15 protein-coding genes are annotated in these 19664 nt (G+C 72.5%); 6 read left to right on the top strand and 9 right to left on the bottom strand.

Annotated features, from left to right (window positions below):
* Positions 1–48: 48 nt before the first annotated feature.
* Positions 49–4299, bottom strand: a complete 4251-nt coding sequence (locus ACZ5WG_RS14250; RefSeq protein WP_468723113.1) for a molybdopterin-dependent oxidoreductase — start codon at positions 4297–4299, stop codon at positions 49–51.
* 250 nt (positions 4300–4549) lie between these two features.
* Here ACZ5WG_RS14250 and ACZ5WG_RS14245 point away from each other — a divergent pair, with 250 nt between their 5' ends.
* Positions 4550–5341 (top strand): N-formylglutamate amidohydrolase, encoded by a 792-nt coding sequence (locus ACZ5WG_RS14245; RefSeq protein ID WP_468723112.1) that lies wholly within the window; start codon positions 4550–4552, stop codon positions 5339–5341.
* A 126-nt stretch (positions 5342–5467) separates the two neighbouring features.
* Here the strand turns inward: ACZ5WG_RS14245 and katG are convergent, their stop codons facing one another.
* A complete protein-coding gene (gene katG, locus ACZ5WG_RS14240; protein ID WP_468723110.1) occupies positions 5468–7654 on the bottom strand; it encodes a catalase/peroxidase HPI in 2187 nt (728 codons plus the stop codon).
* A gap of 579 nt (positions 7655–8233) precedes the next feature.
* On the opposite strand from katG, the gene ACZ5WG_RS14235 reads away from it, so the two are divergent.
* Positions 8234–8716 carry a DUF6328 family protein gene (locus ACZ5WG_RS14235; RefSeq protein WP_468723109.1) on the top strand — a complete coding sequence of 161 codons (483 nt, stop codon included), beginning with the start codon at positions 8234–8236 and terminating at the stop codon, positions 8714–8716.
* A gap of 123 nt (positions 8717–8839) precedes the next feature.
* Complete coding sequence (locus tag ACZ5WG_RS14230; RefSeq protein WP_468723108.1) at positions 8840–9067, top strand: hypothetical protein; 228 nt, start codon at positions 8840–8842, stop codon at positions 9065–9067.
* A 5-nt stretch (positions 9068–9072) separates the two neighbouring features.
* Here ACZ5WG_RS14230 and ACZ5WG_RS14225 read toward each other — a convergent pair whose 3' ends face one another.
* Positions 9073–9795 (bottom strand): DUF72 domain-containing protein, encoded by a 723-nt coding sequence (locus tag ACZ5WG_RS14225; protein ID WP_468723106.1) that lies wholly within the window; start codon positions 9793–9795, stop codon positions 9073–9075.
* Between the two features lie 346 nt (positions 9796–10141).
* On the opposite strand from ACZ5WG_RS14225, the gene ACZ5WG_RS14220 reads away from it, so the two are divergent.
* The 3 genes from ACZ5WG_RS14220 to ACZ5WG_RS14210 all read left to right on the top strand — a co-directional run bounded on the left by ACZ5WG_RS14220 (position 10142) and on the right by ACZ5WG_RS14210 (position 12716).
* Positions 10142–10858, top strand: a complete 717-nt coding sequence (locus tag ACZ5WG_RS14220; RefSeq protein WP_468723104.1) for a cyclodityrosine synthase — start codon at positions 10142–10144, stop codon at positions 10856–10858.
* Entirely contained in the window at positions 10855–12072 is a 1218-nt protein-coding gene (locus ACZ5WG_RS14215) for a cytochrome P450 (RefSeq protein ID WP_468723103.1), read from the top strand. Before ACZ5WG_RS14220 ends, ACZ5WG_RS14215 begins: the two co-directional genes overlap by 4 nt.
* Positions 12073–12194: 122 nt before the next feature.
* Positions 12195–12716 (top strand): putative immunity protein, encoded by a 522-nt coding sequence (locus ACZ5WG_RS14210; RefSeq protein ID WP_468723101.1) that lies wholly within the window; start codon positions 12195–12197, stop codon positions 12714–12716.
* Between the two features lie 16 nt (positions 12717–12732).
* Here ACZ5WG_RS14210 and iolD read toward each other — a convergent pair whose 3' ends face one another.
* The 6 genes from iolD to ACZ5WG_RS14180 form a co-directional block, all read right to left on the bottom strand.
* Positions 12733–14661, bottom strand: coding sequence for a 3D-(3,5/4)-trihydroxycyclohexane-1,2-dione acylhydrolase (decyclizing) (iolD, locus tag ACZ5WG_RS14205; protein ID WP_468723099.1), 1929 nt, complete (start codon positions 14659–14661; stop codon positions 12733–12735).
* Positions 14661–15584 (bottom strand): 5-deoxy-glucuronate isomerase, encoded by a 924-nt coding sequence (gene iolB / locus ACZ5WG_RS14200; RefSeq protein ID WP_468723098.1) that lies wholly within the window; start codon positions 15582–15584, stop codon positions 14661–14663. Before iolB ends, iolD begins: the two co-directional genes overlap by 1 nt.
* A 64-nt stretch (positions 15585–15648) precedes the next feature.
* A complete protein-coding gene (locus ACZ5WG_RS14195) occupies positions 15649–16572 on the bottom strand; it encodes a Cgl0159 family (beta/alpha)8-fold protein (RefSeq protein ID WP_468723888.1) in 924 nt (307 codons plus the stop codon).
* Between the two features lie 5 nt (positions 16573–16577).
* On the bottom strand, positions 16578–17651 hold the full coding sequence (gene iolC / locus ACZ5WG_RS14190; RefSeq protein ID WP_468723096.1) for a 5-dehydro-2-deoxygluconokinase: 1074 nt from the start codon (positions 17649–17651) through the stop codon (positions 16578–16580).
* Entirely contained in the window at positions 17648–18565 is a 918-nt protein-coding gene (locus ACZ5WG_RS14185; protein WP_468723095.1) for a TIM barrel protein, read from the bottom strand. Before ACZ5WG_RS14185 ends, iolC begins: the two co-directional genes overlap by 4 nt.
* A complete protein-coding gene (locus tag ACZ5WG_RS14180) occupies positions 18562–19605 on the bottom strand; it encodes a Gfo/Idh/MocA family protein (protein WP_468723094.1) in 1044 nt (347 codons plus the stop codon). The genes ACZ5WG_RS14185 and ACZ5WG_RS14180 overlap by 4 nt, the downstream gene beginning before the upstream one ends.
* Between the last annotated feature and the right edge of the window lie 59 nt (positions 19606–19664).

Below are 19664 nucleotides of genomic sequence, written 5' to 3'. Positions count from 1 at the left end.
CCCCCACCGCATCCTGGAGCGCACCGACGTCCACACGCTCGGCTCGGCTCAGTACACGTCGCGGCCGTACCGCTTGTCGGCGGAGAGCCGCTTCAGGTACGCGGCGGCCTCGTCCTCGTCGAGGCCGCCGTGCGCCACGGCTATGTCGCGCAGCGCCTGGTCGACGTCCTTGGCCATCCGGCTCGCGTCACCGCACACGTAGAAGTGGGCGCCGTCCTGGAGCCAGGACCACAGCTGGGCACCGTGCTCGCGCATGCGGTCCTGGACGTAGATCTTGGTGCGCTGATCGCGGGAGAAGGCCAGGTCGAGGCGGCTGAGCGTGCCGTGCCGGTGGAGCTCCTCCAGCTCCTCGCGGTAGTAGAAGTCGGTGGCCCGGCGCTGTTCGCCGAAGAACAGCCAGTTGCCGCCGTGGTGGCCGAGGGCGCGGCGCTGTCCGAGGAAGGCCATGAACGGGGCGATGCCGGTTCCGGGGCCGACCATGACCGCCGGTGTGTCCGCGCCGGCGGGCGGGCGGAAGTGGGCCGAGCGCTGGACGAACAGCGGTACCGGGGTGCCCGGTTCGGCATCCGCGAGGAAGGTGGAGGCGACGCCCTTGCGCTGCCGGCCGCCCGGCCCCTCGTAGCGTAGGACCGAGACGGTCAGGCTCACCTCGCGCGGGTCGACGAGGGGGCTGGAGGAGATGGAGTACAGGCGCGGCTGGAGGCGTTTGAGGCGCTCGGCCCACTCCTGGGCGCTGAGGCGGACCGGGAACTCGGCCAGGAGGTCGACGGGCTGCCGCCCCCAGGCCCATCGGGCGAGGCCGTCCTTGTTGTCGGGGCGCGTCAGCTGCTTGAGCCTGCGGTCGCCGGTGCGCTCGGTGACGAACCGCAGGAGGTCGGGCGTGAGACGGGTGATGTCCAGGTGCCGGTGCAGCGCCTGGGCGAACGGCATGGGGGCGTGTCCGGGCACGGCGACCTCCGTGTCCGGGGCGAGGCCGGTGGCGGCCAGCCATTCCGCCACCAGGCCGGGGCAGTTGACCGGGAGGACGCCGAGGGCGTCACCCGCCTCGTACGCCGGGCCGTCCTCGCCCAGGTCGAAGGTGAACCGGCGGACCTCCTTGGTGGCGCCGGGCAGGCTCAGCAGCTGGTTGCCGGACAGCCGGGCGGTGTACGGGGAGTTCTTGTCCGGCACCGGACGGGACGGCCCGGCGGTGGCTGGAGCCGGGGCCGCCGGAGCCGTGGCCGCCGGGGCCGGGGCCGCCGGGGCCGGGGCGGCCGCCAGGGCGTCGCGTACCCGCTCCAGCCACTGGGCAGCCGGCTCCTCGTAGTCGGGCTCGCAGTCCACGCGCGGCAGGAGACGCAGGGCCCCCAGCTCCTCGAGACGCCGGTCGAGCCGGCGGCCGTGGCCGCAGAACGCGTCGTAGCCGGAGTCGCCGAGCGCGAGGACCGCGTACCGGACGTCCTCGAGCCGGGGCGCGTCGGACGCCTCGAGGGCCTCCCAGAACGGGGCTCCGTTGTCCGGGGCATCGCCGTCGCCGAAGGTGCTCGTGACGATCAGCAGATCCGTGCCGGGAGTGAGGGAGGCGGGGGTGCGGTCCGCCATGCTGTGCACGGTCGCGGCGGAGCCGCTGCCGGCCAGTTCCGTTCCGATGGTGGCGGCGAGGTCCTCGGCGTTCCCCGTCTGGGAAGCCCAGAGGACCACGGTCTGCCGGGTCGGCGCTCCCGGAGCGGCGGGGGCCGGAGCCGGGGCGCCCGGAGGCGTGGCGGCCACGGCCGTCGCCGCACGCGAGTACGTGCCGGCGAGCACTCCGTCGACCCAGAGGGCGTGTCCCGCCTCGAAGGGGGCGCCGGCGGGAAGTGCCGGGACGCCCGTGCCGGGCGGGGCGGAGGCGAGCCCGGCGAGGAATCCGGCGAGGTACTGGCGTTCCCGGTCGCAGAGGGCGGGCGGTGCGTGGCCGTCCAGTCCGAACAACGAGGTGAGGGCCGTCGCCGCGGTGCTCGCCGCGGTCGTCCGGGCGGTTGCGGGACGCGTCAGCGTCGCCGTGGCACCGCCCGGGTGCGCCCCGGCGGCGACGGAGCTGCCCAGGCTGGGCTCGGCAGCGGGCGGGGCCACGGGAACCGGGGCGCGCGTCTTCGTCAGCGTGACAGCGCACATCTTGAACCCGGGCTGGAAGGAAATCGGGTCGACGGCGTCGTCGGTGACGGCGTTGACGCTGAGGTATTCGCCGAACAGGTCGTTCCAGTGGAAGGGCGCGAAGCAGTTCCCGGGCCGGACCCGGTCGGTGACGACGGCGGGCAGTACGGCCCGCCCGCGGCGGGAGGCCACCTCCACGCCGTCGCCGGCCGCGATCCCGAGGGCGGCCGCGTCCTGCGGGTGGATCTCCACGAACGGCCCGGGGTTGAGCTTGTTCAGCTTGGCGACCTTGCCGGTCTTGGTCAGGGTGTGCCACTGGTGTTGCAGGCGGCCCGTGTTGAGGACGAACGGGTAGTCGTCGTCCGGGAGTTCGGCGGCAGGGAGATGGGGGCGGGCGAAGAACACGGCCCGTCCCGTCGCCGTGGGGAACACCAGACGGGGGCGGCTGCCGTCCGGGCGCTCCACCAGGGTCTGGCTGACGCCGTCGTTGAGGTAACGGACCGGGTTGCGGTCCGGCCCGCCCGGGGCGGCCGGCCACTGCACCGGGCCGGCGCGCAGCCGCTCGTACGTGACACCGCGCAGGTCCCAGCCGGTCTTCGGGTTCCAGGCCTGCCGCAGCTCCTCGAACACCTCCTCGGCACAGCTGTACGTGAACGCCTCGGCGAATCCCATCGCGCAGGCGACCCGGGCTATCAGCTGCCAGTCGGGCAGGGCCTGGCCGGGCGGGTCGGCGGCCCCCTGCACCAGGGTGAGGTTGCGCTCCGAGTTGATCATCACGCCGTCCGCCTCGGCCCAGAGGGTGGCGGGGAGCACGATGTCCGCGTAGGCGTTGGTCTCGGTCTCCGCGAACACGTCCTGCGTGACGACCAGTTCGGCGGTCTCCAGCGCCTTGATGACCGTGCTGCGGTTGGCGACGGAGGCCACCGGGTTGGTGCAGATGATCCAGCACGCCTTGATCTCACCGGCGGCCATCTGCTCGAACATCTCGACGGTCCCGCGCCCGGCGTCGGTGCGCAGGGTGTTCTCCGGCAGGCCCCACAGCTTCTCGGTGAAGTCGCGGTCCTCGTCGACCAGGACCGAGCGCTGGCCCGGCAGGCCGGGTCCCATGTAGCCCATCTCGCGGCCGCCCATGGCGTTCGGCTGGCCGGTGAGGGAGAACGGGCCGCTGCCGGGACGGCAGATGGCGCCCGTGGCCAGGTGCAGGTTGACCAGGGCGTTGGTGTTCCAGGTGCCGTGGACGGACTGGTTGAGGCCCATGGTCCAGCAGCTCATCCACTCGCCCGCCTCGCCGATCCAGCGGGCGGCCAGCCGGATGTCCGCCTCCGGTACGCCGGTGATCCCGGCGACCCTCGCGGGCGGGTACTCCCGCAGGAAGGCGGGCATGTCCGGCCAGCCCTCGGTGTGCTCGGCGATGAAGTCCGGGTCGGTCCAGCCGCCCTCGACGAGCAGGTGCAGCAGCCCGTTGAGGAGGGCCAGGTCGGTGCCCGGCCGGATCTGCAGGAACAGGTCGGCCTTGTCGGCGGTGGTGTTGCGCCGGGGGTCGACCACGATCAGCTTGGCTCCGGCGGCCTTGACGCGGTCCATCATCCGGAGGAAGAGGATGGGGTGGCAGTCGGCCATGTTGGCGCCGATGACGAAGAACGCGTCCGCCCGCTCGAAGTCCTCGTACGAGCCGGGCGGCCCGTCGGCGCCCAGCGAGAGCTTGTAGCCGCTGCCGGCGCTCGCCATGCACAGCCGCGAATTGGACTCGATCCGGCTCGTCCGCAGGAAGCCTTTGGCCAGCTTGTTGGCGAGGTACTGGGCCTCCAGGGACATCTGGCCGGAGACGTAGAGCGCAAGTGAGTCGGGGCCGTGCGCCTCGAGGATCTCCCGGAGGCGGCGGCCCGTCTCGGCGACGGCCACGTCCACCGCGACGGCCGCGGGCCCGCTACCGCGCTCGCTGCGGATCAGCGCGGTCTCCAGCCGGCCGGGCGCGGCCAGCATGTCGGCGTGCGTGGCGCCCTTGGTGCACAGGCGACCGGCATTCGCGGGGTGCTGCTTGTCGCCGCTGACCTTGGCCACCGTACGGCGCCCGCCGTCGCCCCGGGCGATGTCCAGTACGACCCCGCAGCCGACGCCGCAGTACGAGCAGACCGTCCGCACCTGCTGACCGGTCGCGGCCCTCGCCTCCGCCTCCACCTCCGCCACAGCAGACCTCCTCGCGCCGCCGGCCGACCCCACCGCTCGGGGCCGCCGCGGCCGTGTGCAGGTCGATCCCGTTGCGGCCCAACGTAGAAAGTCCGTGTTGCATGCATGTGACGGGCGGTGCCACCCGGGGGTTACAAGCGTCTGCGCCAAGGTCACCACGGAAGGTGAGGCACGTGCCACGGGGTCCCCGCCCACCGGACATGATGGCGGTGGCACCTTGATCCGTACGCGACACGCAGCGAGGAACCAGATGAGCGACGCAGCCGCCCTCCTTCACCCCGGGGCTCCCGACTCGCCCGTGATACTCCACATCCCGCACTCGTCCCGCGCCGTACCCGCGGACGTCCGCGCCGGGATCCTGCTGGACGACCGCGAACTCGAAGGGGAGCTGGACCACATCACCGACTCGCACACGGCGGAGATCGCGGCGCGGGCGGCCGAGGCCGCCCGCGTCACCCCCTGGCGGTTCGAGAACCGGCTGTCGCGGCTGGTCATCGACCCCGAGCGTTTCCCCGACGAGCGGGAGGAGATGCTGGCGCGGGGGATGGGTGCGGTCTACACACGGACGACGCACCGCGAGGAGCTCCGCCCGGCCGGCTTCGACGGACGACCGCTGATCGAGCGGTACTTCCACCCGTACGCGCAGGCGATGACGGACGCGGTGGAGGAGCGGCTGGAGGCCGTCGGGCGGGCCGTCATCCTCGACGTGCACTCGTACCCGGCGAAGGCACTGCCCTACGAGCTCCACGGCGACGGACCGCGCCCGCCGATCTGCATCGGCACGGACGCCTTCCATACGCCCCGTCCACTGCGCGAGGCGGCGCGGCAGGCGTTCGCGGGGTTCGGGGGCACGGGGCTGGACAGCCCGTTCGCGGGAACGTACGTGCCGCTGCGCCACTACGGAAAGGACGCGCGGGTCGGCGCGCTGATGGTGGAGATCCGGCGGGACCTCTACATGAGCGAGCCCGCAGGACCGGCGGGCCCCGGTCTCGACGCGCTGGCGGGCGCGCTGGCCGCTCTCGTCGAGTGGGCCACCGCCTGACGTGGAACCACCCCGTGCTGACGTGGAACCACCCCGTGCGTCGCCGGCCGGCCCGGGGACGGGGCATGCCGGACGTCCCGGTCGGCCGGTGCGCGGCCGACCGGGACGTCCGGCAAGGGTGCAGGTTCAGGCGAGGTCGAACCGGTCGAGGTTCATCACCTTGTCCCACGCGGCCACGAAGTCACGCACGAACTTCTCCCCACCGTCCCCGGACGCGTAGACCTCCGAGATGGCGCGGAGCTGGGAGTGCGAACCGAAGACGAGGTCGACGGCGGTGGCGGTCCACTTGGCCTCGCCCGTGGCGCGGTCCCTGCCCTCGAACACGTTCTCGACCGAGGTCGACGGCTTCCACTCCGTGCCCATGTCGAGCAGGTTGACGAAGAAGTCGGTGGTCAACGCCTCCGGCCGGTCCGTGAAGACACCGTGCGCGGACCGCCCGAAGCCGGTGTTCAGGGCCCGCATGCCGCCGATCAGCACCGTCATCTCGGGAGCGGTGAGCGTCAACAGGTTGGCGCGGTCCAACAGGAGCGTCTCCGGCGACAGCTTCTCCCCCTCCCGCAGATAGTTGCGGAACCCGTCGGCAGGGGGTTCGAGCACGGCGAACGCCTCCACGTCGGTCTGCTCCTGCGAGGCGTCCGTACGCCCCGGTGCGAACGGGACCGTGATGTCGTACCCGGCGTTCTTCGCGGCCTGCTCCACGGCCGCGCACCCGCCCAGGACGATCAGGTCCGCGAGCGAAACCTGCTTGCCGCCGGCCGGGCCGTTGAACTCCTGCCGGATCTGCTCGAGGGTCTGCAGTACCCCGGCCACCTCGGGTACGGCGTTGACCTCCCAGTCCCGTTGCGGCGCGAGCCGGATCCGCGCCCCGTTGGCCCCGCCCCGCTTGTCGGTGCCGCGGAAGCTCGCGGCCGCCGCCCAGGCGGTGGTGACCAGCTGGGGGACGGACAGCCCCGAGGCGAGGATCCGGCCCTTGAGGGCGGCGATGTCCGCGTCCCCGACCAGCTCGTGATCGACCGCGGGGACGGGGTCCTGCCACAGCTGCGGCTCGGGAATCCACGGGCCGAGGTAGCGCGTGAGGGGCCCCATGTCGCGGTGCAGCAGCTTGTACCAGGCCTTGGCGAACGCCACCGCGAGCTTGTCCGGGTTCTCGTGGAAGCTCTTCACGATCGGCGCATAGACCGGATCCATCTTGAGCGCGAGGTCCGTCGTCAGCATCATCGGCGCGTGCCGCTTCGACGGATCATGGGCATCAGGCACGGTGTCCCGGGCCGACGGATCCGTGGGAGTCCACTGCTGGGCACCGGCGGGGCTCGTCGTCAGCTCCCAGTCGTACCTGAGCAGGTTGTCGAGGTACCCGTTGTCCCACTTCGTCGGCTCAGAGGTCCATGCGCCCTCGAGCCCACTGGTCAGCGTGTCGACGCCCTTGCCGCTGCCACACGTGTTGCGCCAGCCGAGGCCCTGTTGCTCGATCGGGCCGGCCTCGGGCTCCGGGCCGATGTAAGCGGGGTCGACCGCACCGTGGCACTTGCCGAACGTGTGGCCGCCGATGATGAGCGCAGCCGTTTCCTCGTCGTCCATGGCCATGCGCTTGAACGTCTCGCGAATGTCCTTCGCGGCGGCCATCGGATCCGGGTTGCCGTTGGGCCCTTCCGGATTGACGTAGATCAGGCCCATCTGCACGGCGCCGAAAGGACCGGTGAGTTGCCTGTCGCCGGCGTAGCGCTCATCTCCGAGCCACGTGTCCTCGGGCCCCCAGAAGATTTCCTCGGGTTCCCACGTGTCCTCCCGCCCGAATCCGAATCCGAACGTCTTGAACCCCATCGATTCCATGGCGCAGTTTCCGGCGAAAATCAGCAGGTCGGCCCATGAGACTTTCCGGCCGTACTTCTGCTTGACCGGCCAGAGCAAACGGCGCGCCTTGTCCAGGCTCGCGTTGTCCGGCCAGCTGTTGAGGGGGGCGAACCGCTGAGATCCGGCGCCGCCACCGCCCCGGCCGTCGGCGATGCGGTACGTTCCCGCGGCATGCCAGCTCATCCGGATGAAGAGCGGCCCGTAGTGGCCGTAGTCGGCAGGCCACCAGTCCTGGGACGCCGTCATCACCTCGAAGACGTCCTGCTTCAGCGCGTCGACGTCGAGGCTCGCGAATTCCTTCGCGTAGTCGAAGTCCTCGCCCATCGGATCGGACAGGGGCGAATGCTGGTGGAGGACCTGCAGGTCCAGCTGATTCGGCCACCAGTCCCGGTTCGTTCTGGGGCGGATCGGCGCGGGGGTGGGGGAGGGGATTGCTGGGTTCTCGCTTTCGCTGCCGGACACGTCCGCCCTTCTTCCTGTCTCGGTGTTTCTTCGCCTTGCTGGTGTCGAACACTGCGACCCACGCTCGTAGCGCGCCGTGGCGCCCGCCGGATGTCGGCGTCCTGATGGTCGCGCACCGTGTGCCGCGCGGCGGCGAGAACACGCAGAGCGCCGCTTCGTATGAAGAACTCGCGCGTGAGAAAGGCGGCCCGTTCAGATGATCGTGATCATTGAGCAGGGCCACGAAGAGCACGGCGAAACCGATCACATACCCCTCGTGGGACCCGGAGCGGGCTCCGCGTGGCAGACGTGCGCCTTCTCGTTGGCGAGGCCGCCGGGCAGCACGAGTGCGTCGAAGGCCTCCGCCGTGTCACCGGCCAGGACGTGGTCGACGCCGTACGTGTCCCCCGGGGCGAAGTGGCGGAACGCGCGGACCGGACGGAAGCGTCTCCATCAGCGCCACCGGGGCTGGGGAGCGGTCCGAGTGCGCCCAACTCGCCGACATCGTGTTGCCGAGGTCCCGGCGCGGCATCGCCATAGGCTCGGGAGCGGCGGATACCCGTGACCGGGCCGTTTCCCTATGCGGAGGAGGTCCGCCCCATGCCGGACGATCGGGACGAGACCCCGGCGGAGCGGGCCGACCGCCGCTGGAACGAGACGCTGCAAGAGGTCCGTGTCGCCCAGACCGGGGCCCAGATCCTCTTCGGCTTCCTGCTCAGCGTCGCCTTCACGGCCCGCTTCGAGGAGCTGGGCCGCTTCGACCGCGGCCTGTACGTGGTGACGGTGGCGCTGGGCGCCCTGGCCACCGGGACCCTGATCGCGCCGGTCGCCTACCACCAACTGCTGGCCGGGCACCACCTCAAGCCGCAGCTGGTCAAGGCGGCGGGCCGGCTGGTCTCCGTCGGCATCGTGCTCCTCGCGCTGACCGTGACCTTCTCGGTGCTGCTCCTGCTGCGGGTCGCCACCGCGCACTGGATCGCCTGGCCGGTGACCGCCTGTGTCACCGGTTGGTTCGCGATCTGCTGGCTGGTCATGCCGAGCCTGCTCCTGCGCAGCAAGGCCGGCAAGGCCGGGAACGGGTGAGGCGCGCCGCCCAGCACGCCGTGTGAACGGTCGGCCGCGCCGGGCGACCACAGGTTTTCGGCGGCGGCGTCCGGGCAGGCGCCGGGTATCGGGGACCGGACGACGCACGAGGAGGGTCGGGCCATGGAAGACCAAGGCGGCGCCGGAGGCGTTCCCCTGCACGGTCACGACGACAAGGAACGGCGCCGCGCCCCGCACGTTGCGCCGCGGGCCGGGGCCGGAGCCGGGGCCGACGGCAAGGACCTGCCGCCCGTCCGGGCGGCGGACACCGACGAGGCGAGCCGACTGGACCGGCCGAACGAGGCGGCAGCGCCGGCGCGCAAGACCCGCCGCCGGGACTCCGGAGGCTGATCCCGTCACCGGACCAGTCGGACGAAGGCGCGGGCGTCGGCGACGGCGGCCCCGCCCGCGTCGTTGTTGAAGTACGCGAAGACATCGGCATCCGGCGGCCACACGTCGGCGATGCGCTGTGCCCAGGAGCGCAGTGCGGTGCGACCGTACCTGGGTGCCGGATCGGCTCGTCCCCCGTGGAACCGTACGTATCCCCAGTCGGCGGTCCGCCACAGCGGGGTCACGGGGCGTGAGCCGCGGTCGGCCCAGCACAGGGCGGCCCGGTGCTCCGTGAGGACCGTGCGGACGTCGGTGGTCCACCACGACTCGTGCCGCGGTTCGACGGCGATGCGGGTGCCGGCGGGGAAACAGGCCAGGCAGGCGTCCAGGGCGTCCGGGTCGGCCTGCAGCGTGGGGGGAAGCTGGAGCAGGACCGGCCCCAGCCGCTCGCCCAGGGCTGCCGCGTGCGTCATCAGCCGGTGGACCGGTTCCCTCGGGTCGCGCAGTCGCTTGATGTGGGTCAGGTAGCGGCTGGCCTTCACCGCCATGACGAAGCCCCGGGGAGTGCGTTCCCGCCACTGGGCGAACGTCTCCGGAGAAGGCAGCCGGTAGAACGCGTTGTTGCTCTCCACAGTGGCGAAGTGCTCCGCGTACGCTTCCAGCCACAAGCGCTGGGGCCGGTCGGGCGGATAGAGGACCCCTGCCCAGTCCCGGTACTGCCATCCCGAGGTGCCGACGCGTACGGGCATGTCATCACTTCTCCGTACACGGGTCGTGCTGGTCTCTACGGGTGCATCCGCGTGCGCCGGACCGACAGGCTACCGACGGGTGGCCGCCGGACTCGCGATGACGCGCGGCCGGCGCCCGGAATCCGCAGCCGCGGGCGGCTGTCGGGCCGGTGTCCGGCGGGTGAACCGTCGGTGTCGCCGACGTGTCGGCCCTTTCGGGCAGGCCGCCGGCGCAACGAAATCCGCAGAGTAACCAGCCGGTAGCTCTAGATCATCTGACGTGTTTTCGGTTAGCGTCATCTCTCGCGCCGCCACACCCAGGGCACACGGCCCTGCTGGGACTAGCGGCGCAGGGGAATTACTCACGTTGACGACTGCCATTCAAGGCATCTTCGCCGTCCGTCCCTATACGCCTCACTGCCAGGTCATCCACGACGAGGGTGATCACGCCGTCATCGGCATCTCCTCCGGGAACTCGTACTTCACCCATGACCGCGTGCTCGATCTCGCCCGGTGGGGGCTCGAACACTTCCGGCAGGTCGATCTCATCTGGACCGACATGCACGTGGCCGAGATGTTCGTGGCCCTCGGCTACCCCGAGGTCGAAGCGCAGCGCAAGGCGGTGAAGAACCTCCGCGGCGTGCGCGCCAAGGTCACCGCCGCCGTCGCCGCCCTCGACCCCGAAGGAGAGCGGCTGCGCGGGCGGCCCATGTCCGTGCTCCTGGAGCTGCCGGCCTACCAGCACATCCGCTCCCGGCTCGACACCCTCATGACCGACGACCCCGAGTTCCGCGAGGTGTGCGACCAACTCGCGGCCCGGTTCCTCGCCGACAAGCTGAACGGCCGACCGCCGACCGAACTGCAGCGCGAGGTGTGCATCAAGTACGTGTGCGCCGAGGTACCCCTGTTCCTCGACACCCCGGCCATCCTCGGGGTCTCCTCCTCGCTCAACTGCTACCACCAGGCGCTGCCGTTGGCAGAGCTGCTGTACGCACGGGGCTGGGGCCTGCGCGCCTCGCGCAATCAGGGCCACGCCGTCATCACCCCCGCCGAAGCACCCGAAGAACAGGACCGCTCCGCATGACCAGCACCATCGACCCCACCACGGCCGCCCCGGCCGACGAGCTCACCCGGTTCCCGTTCGACGCCAACGGCACGCGACTGCCCGACGAGATCGCGCACCTGCTCACCGACGAGCCGGTCAAGAAGGTCCGCACCATTGCCGGAGCAGAGGCCTGGCTGGTGTCCTCCTATCGACTGTGCAGGCAGGTGCTCGACGACCCGCGGTTCTCCCTCAAGGACACGTCCGCCCCGGGCGCGCCCCGCCAGTACGCGCTGACCATCCCCCCGGAGGTGGTCAACAACATGGGGAACATCACGGGTGCCGGGCTCCGAAAGGCCGTGATGAAGGCCCTCAACCCGAAGGCCCCCGGGCTGGAGGAGTGGCTGACCGGCCATGCGCACGCGCTCGTCGACCAGTTGGTCGCGACCGGGGTGCCGGCCGACCTGCGCCACGACTTCACCGTCCCCTACTCCACCGGGCTGCACTGCCACATCCTCGGCATCCCCCAGAGCGACGGCCCCGGCCTCTACCGGTCGCTGCACGTCGCGTTCATGAACAGCCCGCGCACCATCCCCGCGGCGGGCATCAACTGGGACCGCGACATGGGCCACATGATCGAACGTCTCAACGACCCGGCGACGACGGGCCTCATGGCCGAACTCGCCGCACTGCGCGACGACCCCGACTACGCGCACCTGACGGACGAGATGCTCGCCACCGTCGGCGTCACGATGTTCGGCGCGGGCGTCATCAGCGTCATGGGCTTCCTCACCATGGCACTCGTCTCCCTGATCCAGCACCCGGAACTCAAGGCCCGGTTGATCGCCGACCCGGCCCTCATCCCTGCCGCGGTGGACGAGCTGCTGCGCATCAACCTGTCGATCGCCGACGGCCTGCCCCGGATCGCCACCGAGACCATGCAGCTCGGTGACGTCACCGTGCAGAAGGGGGAGCTCGTCCTCGTCCTGGTCGAGGCCGCGAACCACGACCCCGCCGAATTCGAGGACCCGCACACCGTGCGCCTCGACCGCCCGAACCCGAACGCGCACCTGTCGTTCGGCGGAGGCGGCCACTACTGCCCCGCCACCGCCCTCGGCAAGCGGCACGCACAGATCGCCGTCGAGGTCCTCCTCGAGCGGCTGCCCGGCCTCGACCTCGCCGTGCCGATCGAGCAGCTCGTGTGGCGCACCGGTTTCATGAAGCGCATCCCCGAGCGGCTGCCCGTGCTCTGGTGATGCCGGGCTAGTTTCCTTCGGACACCGGCAGCCGGGACACCCGGCTGCCGGTGTCCGGTATCCCGCGCGCAACAGGACGCAATTGCGGCGACAGGGAGCACCGGGACCGGCAGGATGTGCGGGTGAACAGTGTGACCATCAGTGAGGAAGACCGCCGTTCCCTCGGACGCTGGGCCGCCGACTGCGCCGAGCGGGTGCTTCCGCTGTTCGAGGCGAAGGCTCCCTCCGACACCCGCCCGCGCGAGGCCGTCGAGGCCATCCGCTCCTACGCGCGCGGGGAGCTGCGGAAGGGGCCGCTGCGCTCCCTCGCCCTCGCGGCCCTCACCGCCGCACGCGAAGTCGGCGATCCGGCTGCCACAGCCGCCGCCCGCGCCGCGGGCTACGCGGCGGCGACCCCTTACATCCATGCCCTGGCCACCCCTCACCAGGCGAAGCACGCCCTGGGGCCCGCCATGTACGTGGCCCGCGCTCGCGAGCTCGCGGCGGGCGACGACACCGGCACGGGCGACGAGGAGATCCGGTGGGCGATCGCGCACGCCCCGCCGGAAGTGCGCGGGATCCTGCGGCAGATGCCGGTCTTCACCCCGGGGCGCAGCCGGCTGGACGAGCTCCGGCACGGGCTCGACACAGCTCTTCGTCACTGAGTGCCGTCGTCGCCGGTCACAGGTGCCGGCGCTGGGCGCGCCTCTCGGTCTCGTAGCGCTCCCGGGCCTCGCGGGCGGCCGGGGACGCGGAGACCTCCGCCACCGGGACCTCCCACCAGGCGTGCGACTCCAGGGCCGGCAGGTCCGGCGCCGGGGGAACGGTCTCGACGTAGACGGCCGTGGGCCGCTCCGCCTTCCTGGCGTCGAGCACCGCCTGCCGCAACTCCGCGACCGTGCGCGGGCACAGTACGTCGACTCCCAGGCTCTCCATGTTGGCGGCGAGATCGACCGGCAGCGGATGGCCCGCATAGCGGCCGTCGGCCGTGCGGAAGCGGTAGTCGGTGCCGTAGCGTTCCGCGCCCACGCTCTCGGACAGGGCCCCGATGGACGCGTAGCCGTGGTTCTGCACCAGCACGGGGATGATCTTGATGCCTTCCTGGACGGCCGTCACGAGTTCCGTCGGCATCATCAGGTACGTGCCGTCGCCCACCAGCGCGAACACCTCGCGCTCCGGTGCGGCGAGCCGGACACCGAGCGCGGCCGGGATCTCGTAGCCCATGCACGAGTAGCCGTACTCGACGTGGTACTGGCGGCGCTCGCGCGGACGCCACAGCCTGTGGAGGTCGCCCGGCATCGATCCGGCCGCGTTGACGACGACGTCGGTCGGCTCCAGGAGTTCGTTCAGGATGCCGAGCAGCTGCGCCTGCGTGGGCGGGCGGCTGCCGTCGGGGGCCGCGACGGCCTCGTCGACGGCGCGCTGCCAGCGCGCCACCCCGTCGGCGTACTGCGCGCGATGGCTCTCCGGGACCCGGTACGTGCCCAGGCGTGCGGTCAGCGCCTCCAAGGCGACGCGGGCATCGGCGACCAGCGGCTGCCCGGCGAGCTTGTGCCCGTCCGAAGCGGCGACGTTGACATTGACGAACCGGACGCCGGGCTCGGCGAACAGCGTGGCCGAGGCCGTGGTGAAGTCGCTCCAGCGGGTGCCGACCCCGATCACCACGTCGGCCCGTCGCGCCACCGCGTTGGCCGCCGCCGTCCCGGTGTGGCCTACGCCGCCGAGGGCGCACGGGTGGTCCCAGTCGAGCGCGCCCCGGCCGGCCTGGGTCTCGGCCACCGGGATCCCGGTCGCGTCCGCCAGCGCGCGCAGCGCATCCTCGGCGTCGCTGTGGTGGACCCCTCCGCCGGCCACGATCAGCGGGCGCTCGGCGGCGCGGACGAGCCGTACGGCGCGCTCCAGTTCGCCGAGGTCGGGCTGCGGGCGGCGGATGTGCCAGACCCGGTCGGCGAAGAACTCCGCAGGCCAGTCGTGGGCCTGGGCCTGGACGTCCTGGGGCAGGGCCAGGGTGACGGCACCGGTGTCGACCGGATCGGTGAGCACCCGCATCGCCTGGAGCGCCGCCGGGATCAGCATCTCCGGCCGCCAGATCCGGTCGAAGAAGCGGGAGACCGGCCGGAGCGTGTCGTTCACGCTCACGTCGCCGGCCCACGGCGCCTCGAGCTGTTGCAGTACGGGGTCGGCCGGGCGGCCCGCGAAGACGTCACCGGGCAGGAGCAGCACCGGGATCCGGTTGATCGTGGCGAGGGCTGCCCCCGTGACGAGGTTGGTCGCGCCGGGGCCGATCGAGGTGGTCACCGCGTGCGTGCTCAGGCGGCCGCTCTGGCGTGCGTATCCGACGGCGGCATGGACCATCGACTGTTCGTTGCGGCCCTGGAGGAAGGGAAGGCCCGCCGGGTCCTGTTCGGCCGCCTCGACCAGCGCCTGGCCGAGGCCGGCCACGTTCCCGTGGCCGAAGATGCCCCAGCAGGCCGTGATCAGGCGCTGCCGGTGGCCGTCGCGCTCCGTGTACTGGCGGGAGAGGAAGCGTACGAGCGCCTGGGCGGTGGTCAGCCGGACCGTGCCCGCGGGGGAGCCGGTCGCGGGGGTGGTGTCGGGCGGGGTCAGCATCAGTGCGTGCCTTCCGGGGACGGGGCGGTGTAGAGGGGCAGCCGGGGGTCCGCGGGCTCGTCCGGCCACGTCCCGCGGACCCAGGCGTGCGCGGGGTCGTCGCAGATCAGCCAGCGCCGTTCGGGGCCCGGACCGGCCATCACGTTGAGGTAGTACATGGGGTAGCCCGGGGCGGCCATGGAGGGGCCGTGCCAGCCGTCGGGGACCAGGACGGCGTCACCCGTGCGGACTTCGGCCAGGACGTCCGAGGGACCGCCCGCGGCCGAGGGGTACACCCGGTGGTAGCCCATGCCCCCGCCCTCACCCGTACCCCCGCCCGTGCCCGCGCTGCCGTGCGGACCCCCGCCGATGGCGAACCAGTAGACCTCCTCCAGCCGGCACTCCTCCCCCGGCCGGTCCTCGTCGTGCTTGTGCGGCGGGTACGAGGACCAGTTCCCGGCCGGGGTCAGGACCTCGACCGCGATCAGCCGGTCCGCCTCGAAGGCTTCGGCGGAGGCGAAGTTGTTGACCTGGCGGGCGGCCCGGCCCGCCCCGCGGATCTCGACCGGCACCTCGGACGCCGGCCCGTAGCGCAGCGGCAGCCTCGAGGTGCACCGGGCCCCGCAGAGCGCGAAACGGCCTCCTCCCGCCGAGTCGACCCGGGCCGTCGCGTCCCGCGGCAGGTACGCGAAATCGCTGACGGCGCTGAACACGTCCGGACGGCCGTGCAGCCGCAGCCGCGCCCCGTCGCACACGACCTCGGCCGAGCCGGACAGCGGCAGCAGGATCCACTCGCTGTCGCCGGTCTCGAGGGTGTGGGAGCCGCCCGGCGCCAGGTCGAGGATGCGCAGGGACGTGTGGGTCCAGCCGGCGGACTCCGGGTCGATCCGGCAGCGGTACCCGTCCCGCGCGGCGGCGCCGTCGGGCAGATGGAGATGCGTCACGTGGTGCTCCAGGTACAGGGGCGAGGGCGGGGGCGGGGGCGGGGGCGGGCCGAGGTGGCAGGGTTCAGCGGTCCAGCAGGCCGACGGCCGTGTCGACGGCCCGGGCGACGTCCCCGTCCGGCGGATACAGCACGGTGCGACCGATCATGAGCCCGCGTACCTGCGGGATGCGCAGGGCCTGGCGCCAGGACTCGTACATGGCGTCGCGGTCCGGGCCGCCCTCGCCGCCCAGCAGCATCGTCGGCAGCGTCGTCGAGGACATCATCCGTTCCATGTCCTCGACGATCGGGAGCTTCAGCCAGGTGTGCGCGGTCGTACGGCCGAGGCCCTGGGCGATGTTGTTCGCCCACATCTGCTCGTCCGCGGTCAGCAGGTTGACGATCCTGCCCCGCTGCCGGCGGGAACTGAAGGGTTCGATCATGGCCATGAGGGATCGCTCGTTCAGGGCGTCCACCGCACGGGCGGCGCTCTCCAGGGTCCGGATGGTGCGCGAGTCGTGCGGATCGATGCGCAGCAGCATCTTCCCGCCGTCGAGACCGGAGTCGGCGATGCCGGCGGCGTCGTACCCGGTGAACCGGTCGTCCATCTCGAACGTGGCGCCGCTCAGACCACCGCGGTTCATCGAGCCGAGCACCAGCTTGCCGTCGAGGGCCCCGAGCAGCGTCAGGTCCTCGACCAGGTCGGCGGTTCCGAGGAAGCCGTCCACACCGGGACGGGCGAGTGCCTCGGCGCAGCGGGCCAGCAGCTCGTGCCGGTCGCCCATGGCGGCGGGGTCGCCTCCGGCGGCCATGGCGCCGCGCGCCGGATGGTCGGCGGCCAGCACGAACATCGGGCGGGCCAGCCGTTCCCGGTCGAACCGCGGGCGCTGGCGGACCAGCCGTCTGACGGCCTCGGGGTCGCAGGCCCGCAGTTCGGTGAGGGAGCTGAGGTCGAACGGCCGCCGCAGGACGGGCGGGGAGCATGCGGTCGGCGCGGAGGCCACGGACATCTCGGTCATACGATCATCTCTCGGTGGCCATCGGTACGGGAGCTCCCCAGCCGGTGTGCGGCCGGCGGCACGGTCAGGACCGGATCGTCCGGGCGCCTGCGCCAGTGGCGGGCGAGCAGCGCCTGGATCTCGTGGGGTTCGGGCATGTCGTCGGCGCACGCGAGGCGTCCGGCGACGAGGGCGCCGGCCGCGTTGGCGGTTTCGACGACCTCCCGCAGCGGGCGGCCGCGGCGCAGCCCGGCGGCCAGGGCGCCGCCGAACGCGTCACCGGCGCCCAGCCCGTTGACGACCTTGACCGCCAAGGGGGAGACCCGTACCTCCTCGCTCGCGGTACGGGCCAGGACGCCCGCCGGTCCCTGCTTGACGACGGCGAGTCGTACGCCCCGCTCCAGCAGCAGGTCGGCTGCCCGGTCGGGGTCGCGGGTACCGACGGCGACCTCGGTCTCGTCGCGGTTGCCGACGGCGACGGTGGCCAGTTCCAAGCCCCGGGCGTACCAGGCGGGGGCCTCGGACGGGTCGTCCCAGAAGGACGGGCGCCAGTCGAGGTCGAACACCACGTCGGCCTCGGGCGCGCGGTGGGCCGCTGCGAGCAGGGTGGTGGTCCGCGAGGGGTCGACGGCCAGTCCGCCGCCGGTGATCCAGACGATCGCCGCGGCACGGATGACGTCGAGGTCCAGCTCCTCCGGGGCGATGCACTGGTCGGGGGCGACGGGCCGCCGGTAGAAGACGAGCGGGAAGTCGTCCGGCGGGTGCATCTCGCAGAAGACCACGGGGGTCTGAGCGCCGGGGACGGTGACCACCTGGCGGTCGTCGACGCCGAACGCGCGCAGGGTCTGCCGTACGTACGGTCCGAAGGGGTCGTCCCCCACCCCGGTGACGACAGTGGTGCGCAGTCCGTGCCGGGTGGCGGCCACGGCGACGTTGGTGGCCGTGCCGCCGAGCGATTTGGCGAAGGTCCGCACATCCGCGAGGGGCACGCCGGTCTGCTGCGGATAGAGGTCGACCCCCACGCGCCCCAGGGCCACCAGGTCGTACGACGGGGTCCGGCCCCCGCCCCCGACGATGCCCGCGGCGCTCATCGGCCGACCGCCCACTGGCCGGCGTCCAGGCCGGCGAGGAACCGCAGCCCCGTGGTGACGTCGCGGACGGGCCCCTCGCCGGGAGCGGGCTCGGCGCCGAGGACGGCGTCCTGCTCCATGACGTACCAGCCGTCGTACCCGCTGCCCTCCAGCACCCCGACCAGTTCGGCGATCTGTGCGTCGCCCTGGCCGAGCGGTCGGTACATGCCGGCTGCGACCGCGGCGGTGTACCCGAGCCGGCCGGCGCGGACCTTCCCGGCCGTCGCTGCGTCGACGTCCTTGAGGTGGACGTGGGCGATCCGGTCGGCGGCCCGGCGGGCCAGCGCGAGCGGGTCCGTCCCGCCGACGAGGAGGTGGCCGGTGTCCAGGCAGAGCGGGACCTCGCTCCCGTCGAGCACCCGAAGGACCTCGTCCACCCGCTCGACCATCGTGCCCACATGGGGGTGGAGGGTGGCGGTGATGCCGTACTCGCGGGCTACGGCGGTGACGGAGTCGAGGCGGGCCAGGAGGGTGCGCCAGCCGTCGGCGTCGAGGCTCGGGCGGCTGTCGTACCCGTCCAGGCCGGTGGCCGCGGCGAGTACGAGGGTGTCCGCGGAGCAGGCGGCGAAGGCGGCGAGGGCCGCGCGGACCGCCGGGAGCGGATCCAGGTCCGGATCGTGCAGCACGGCGGGGACGAAGCCGCCCACCGCGCGCATGCCGTGCGCGCCGAGTACGGCGAGGCGTTCGCCGGGGGCGTCCGGAAGGAATCCGTCGGGCCCGAACTCGGTTGCGGCGAGGCCCAGTTCCCGCATCTCGCGCAGCACGCGGGAGGGCGACATCTGATGGCCCCAGCCGGGAACCTCGCACACGCCCCAGGAGATCGGGGCCGCGGCGATCCGGCCGGCCAGGGGCCGGGTGGTGTCCGTCGTGCTCATCGGGCATCCCCTTCGGCCTCGGCCCCGGAGCGGACGTCGTCGACGCGGACCGGGCCGCCGATCCGCCGGGAGAGTTCGCAGGCCTCGGCGACGAGCAGTGCCTCGAGGGCGTCGTGCCCGGTGCACGGGCTGGGGCGCAGGCCCCGCGCGACATCGAGGAAGGCGTCCAGCTCGGCGACGTACGCGTCGTGGAAGCGGGCGAGGAAATCGGGCCAGGGGTCGGCGGGGGCCTTGGGGCCGCCGGGTTCGGCGGAGGTCAGGGGAGCCCGGGCGTCGAGGCCGGCGACCAGGGTGCCCCGGCTGCCGGAGACCTCCATGCGCACGTCGTACCCGGCGCCGTTGTAGCGCGTGGCGTTGCAGCTGACCAGGGTGCCGTCGTCGAGGGTCAGCAGGGCGGCCGCAGTGTCGACGTCTCCGGCTTCGGAGAAGAACGGCTCACCGAGGTTGGAGCCGGTGGCGCAGACGCTGACGACCTCGCGGCCGGTGACCCAGCGGACGATGTCGAAGTCGTGGACGCAGCAGTCCCGGAAGAGGCCGCCGGAGGTGGGGACGTACGAGGCCGGGGGCGGGGCCGGGTCGGCGGTGACGGCCCGGATGGTGTGCACGAAGCCGAGGCCGCCGGTACGGACGGCCTCGCGGACCGCGCCGTACCCGGCGTCGAAGCGCCGCTGGAAGCCGAGCTGGAGGGCGGTGCCGCAGCGTTCGACCTCGCGCAGCGCCGCGAGCGTGCCCGGGACGTCGGTGGCGATCGGCTTCTCGCAGTAGGCGGGGAGCCCGGCCCGGGCGGCGCGGATGATCAGATCCGAATGGGCGTCCGTGGCGGTCGCGATGACCACGGCGTCGACGCCTGCCCGAAGCACGGCCTCGACCGAGTCGAGAGCGGCGACGGATGCCCGGGCGTCCGCGAGGCCGTCCGCCACGTCGTGCGCGCGGGCGGGATCGGTGTCGGCCACGAGGAGCTCGGTGACCGCGGGGTGGGTGGCCAGTGTTCTGGCATGGAAGGAGCCGATACGGCCCGTTCCCAGAAGACCGACGCGCATGGTGTCGCCTTTCGATGGAGCGGAGAGCGGAGAGCGGAGAAGGGGGAGAGAGCGGGCCG

Source organism: Streptomyces sp. NPDC032745, from assembly GCF_055579465.1.
This window is presented reverse-complemented; position numbering and strand designations above follow the sequence as displayed.

What these genes read in the sequence shown, in the direction of transcription:
- ACZ5WG_RS14245 (WP_468723112.1), top strand. Translation starts at nt 4,550, where the DNA reads ATGAGCGACGCAGCCGCCCTCCTTCACCCCGGGGCTCCCGACTCGCCC.
- ACZ5WG_RS14235 (WP_468723109.1), top strand. Translation starts at nt 8,234, where the DNA reads ATGCCGGACGATCGGGACGAGACCCCGGCGGAGCGGGCCGACCGCCGC.
- ACZ5WG_RS14230 (WP_468723108.1), top strand. Translation starts at nt 8,840, where the DNA reads ATGGAAGACCAAGGCGGCGCCGGAGGCGTTCCCCTGCACGGTCACGAC.
- ACZ5WG_RS14225 (WP_468723106.1), bottom strand. Translation starts at nt 9,795, where the DNA reads ATGCCCGTACGCGTCGGCACCTCGGGATGGCAGTACCGGGACTGGGCA.
- ACZ5WG_RS14215 (WP_468723103.1), top strand. Translation starts at nt 10,855, where the DNA reads ATGACCAGCACCATCGACCCCACCACGGCCGCCCCGGCCGACGAGCTC.
- iolD (WP_468723099.1), bottom strand. Translation starts at nt 14,661, where the DNA reads ATGCTGACCCCGCCCGACACCACCCCCGCGACCGGCTCCCCCGCGGGC.
- ACZ5WG_RS14195 (WP_468723888.1), bottom strand. Translation starts at nt 16,572, where the DNA reads ATGTCCGTGGCCTCCGCGCCGACCGCATGCTCCCCGCCCGTCCTGCGG.
- iolC (WP_468723096.1), bottom strand. Translation starts at nt 17,651, where the DNA reads ATGAGCGCCGCGGGCATCGTCGGGGGCGGGGGCCGGACCCCGTCGTAC.
- ACZ5WG_RS14185 (WP_468723095.1), bottom strand. Translation starts at nt 18,565, where the DNA reads ATGAGCACGACGGACACCACCCGGCCCCTGGCCGGCCGGATCGCCGCG.
- ACZ5WG_RS14180 (WP_468723094.1), bottom strand. Translation starts at nt 19,605, where the DNA reads ATGCGCGTCGGTCTTCTGGGAACGGGCCGTATCGGCTCCTTCCATGCC.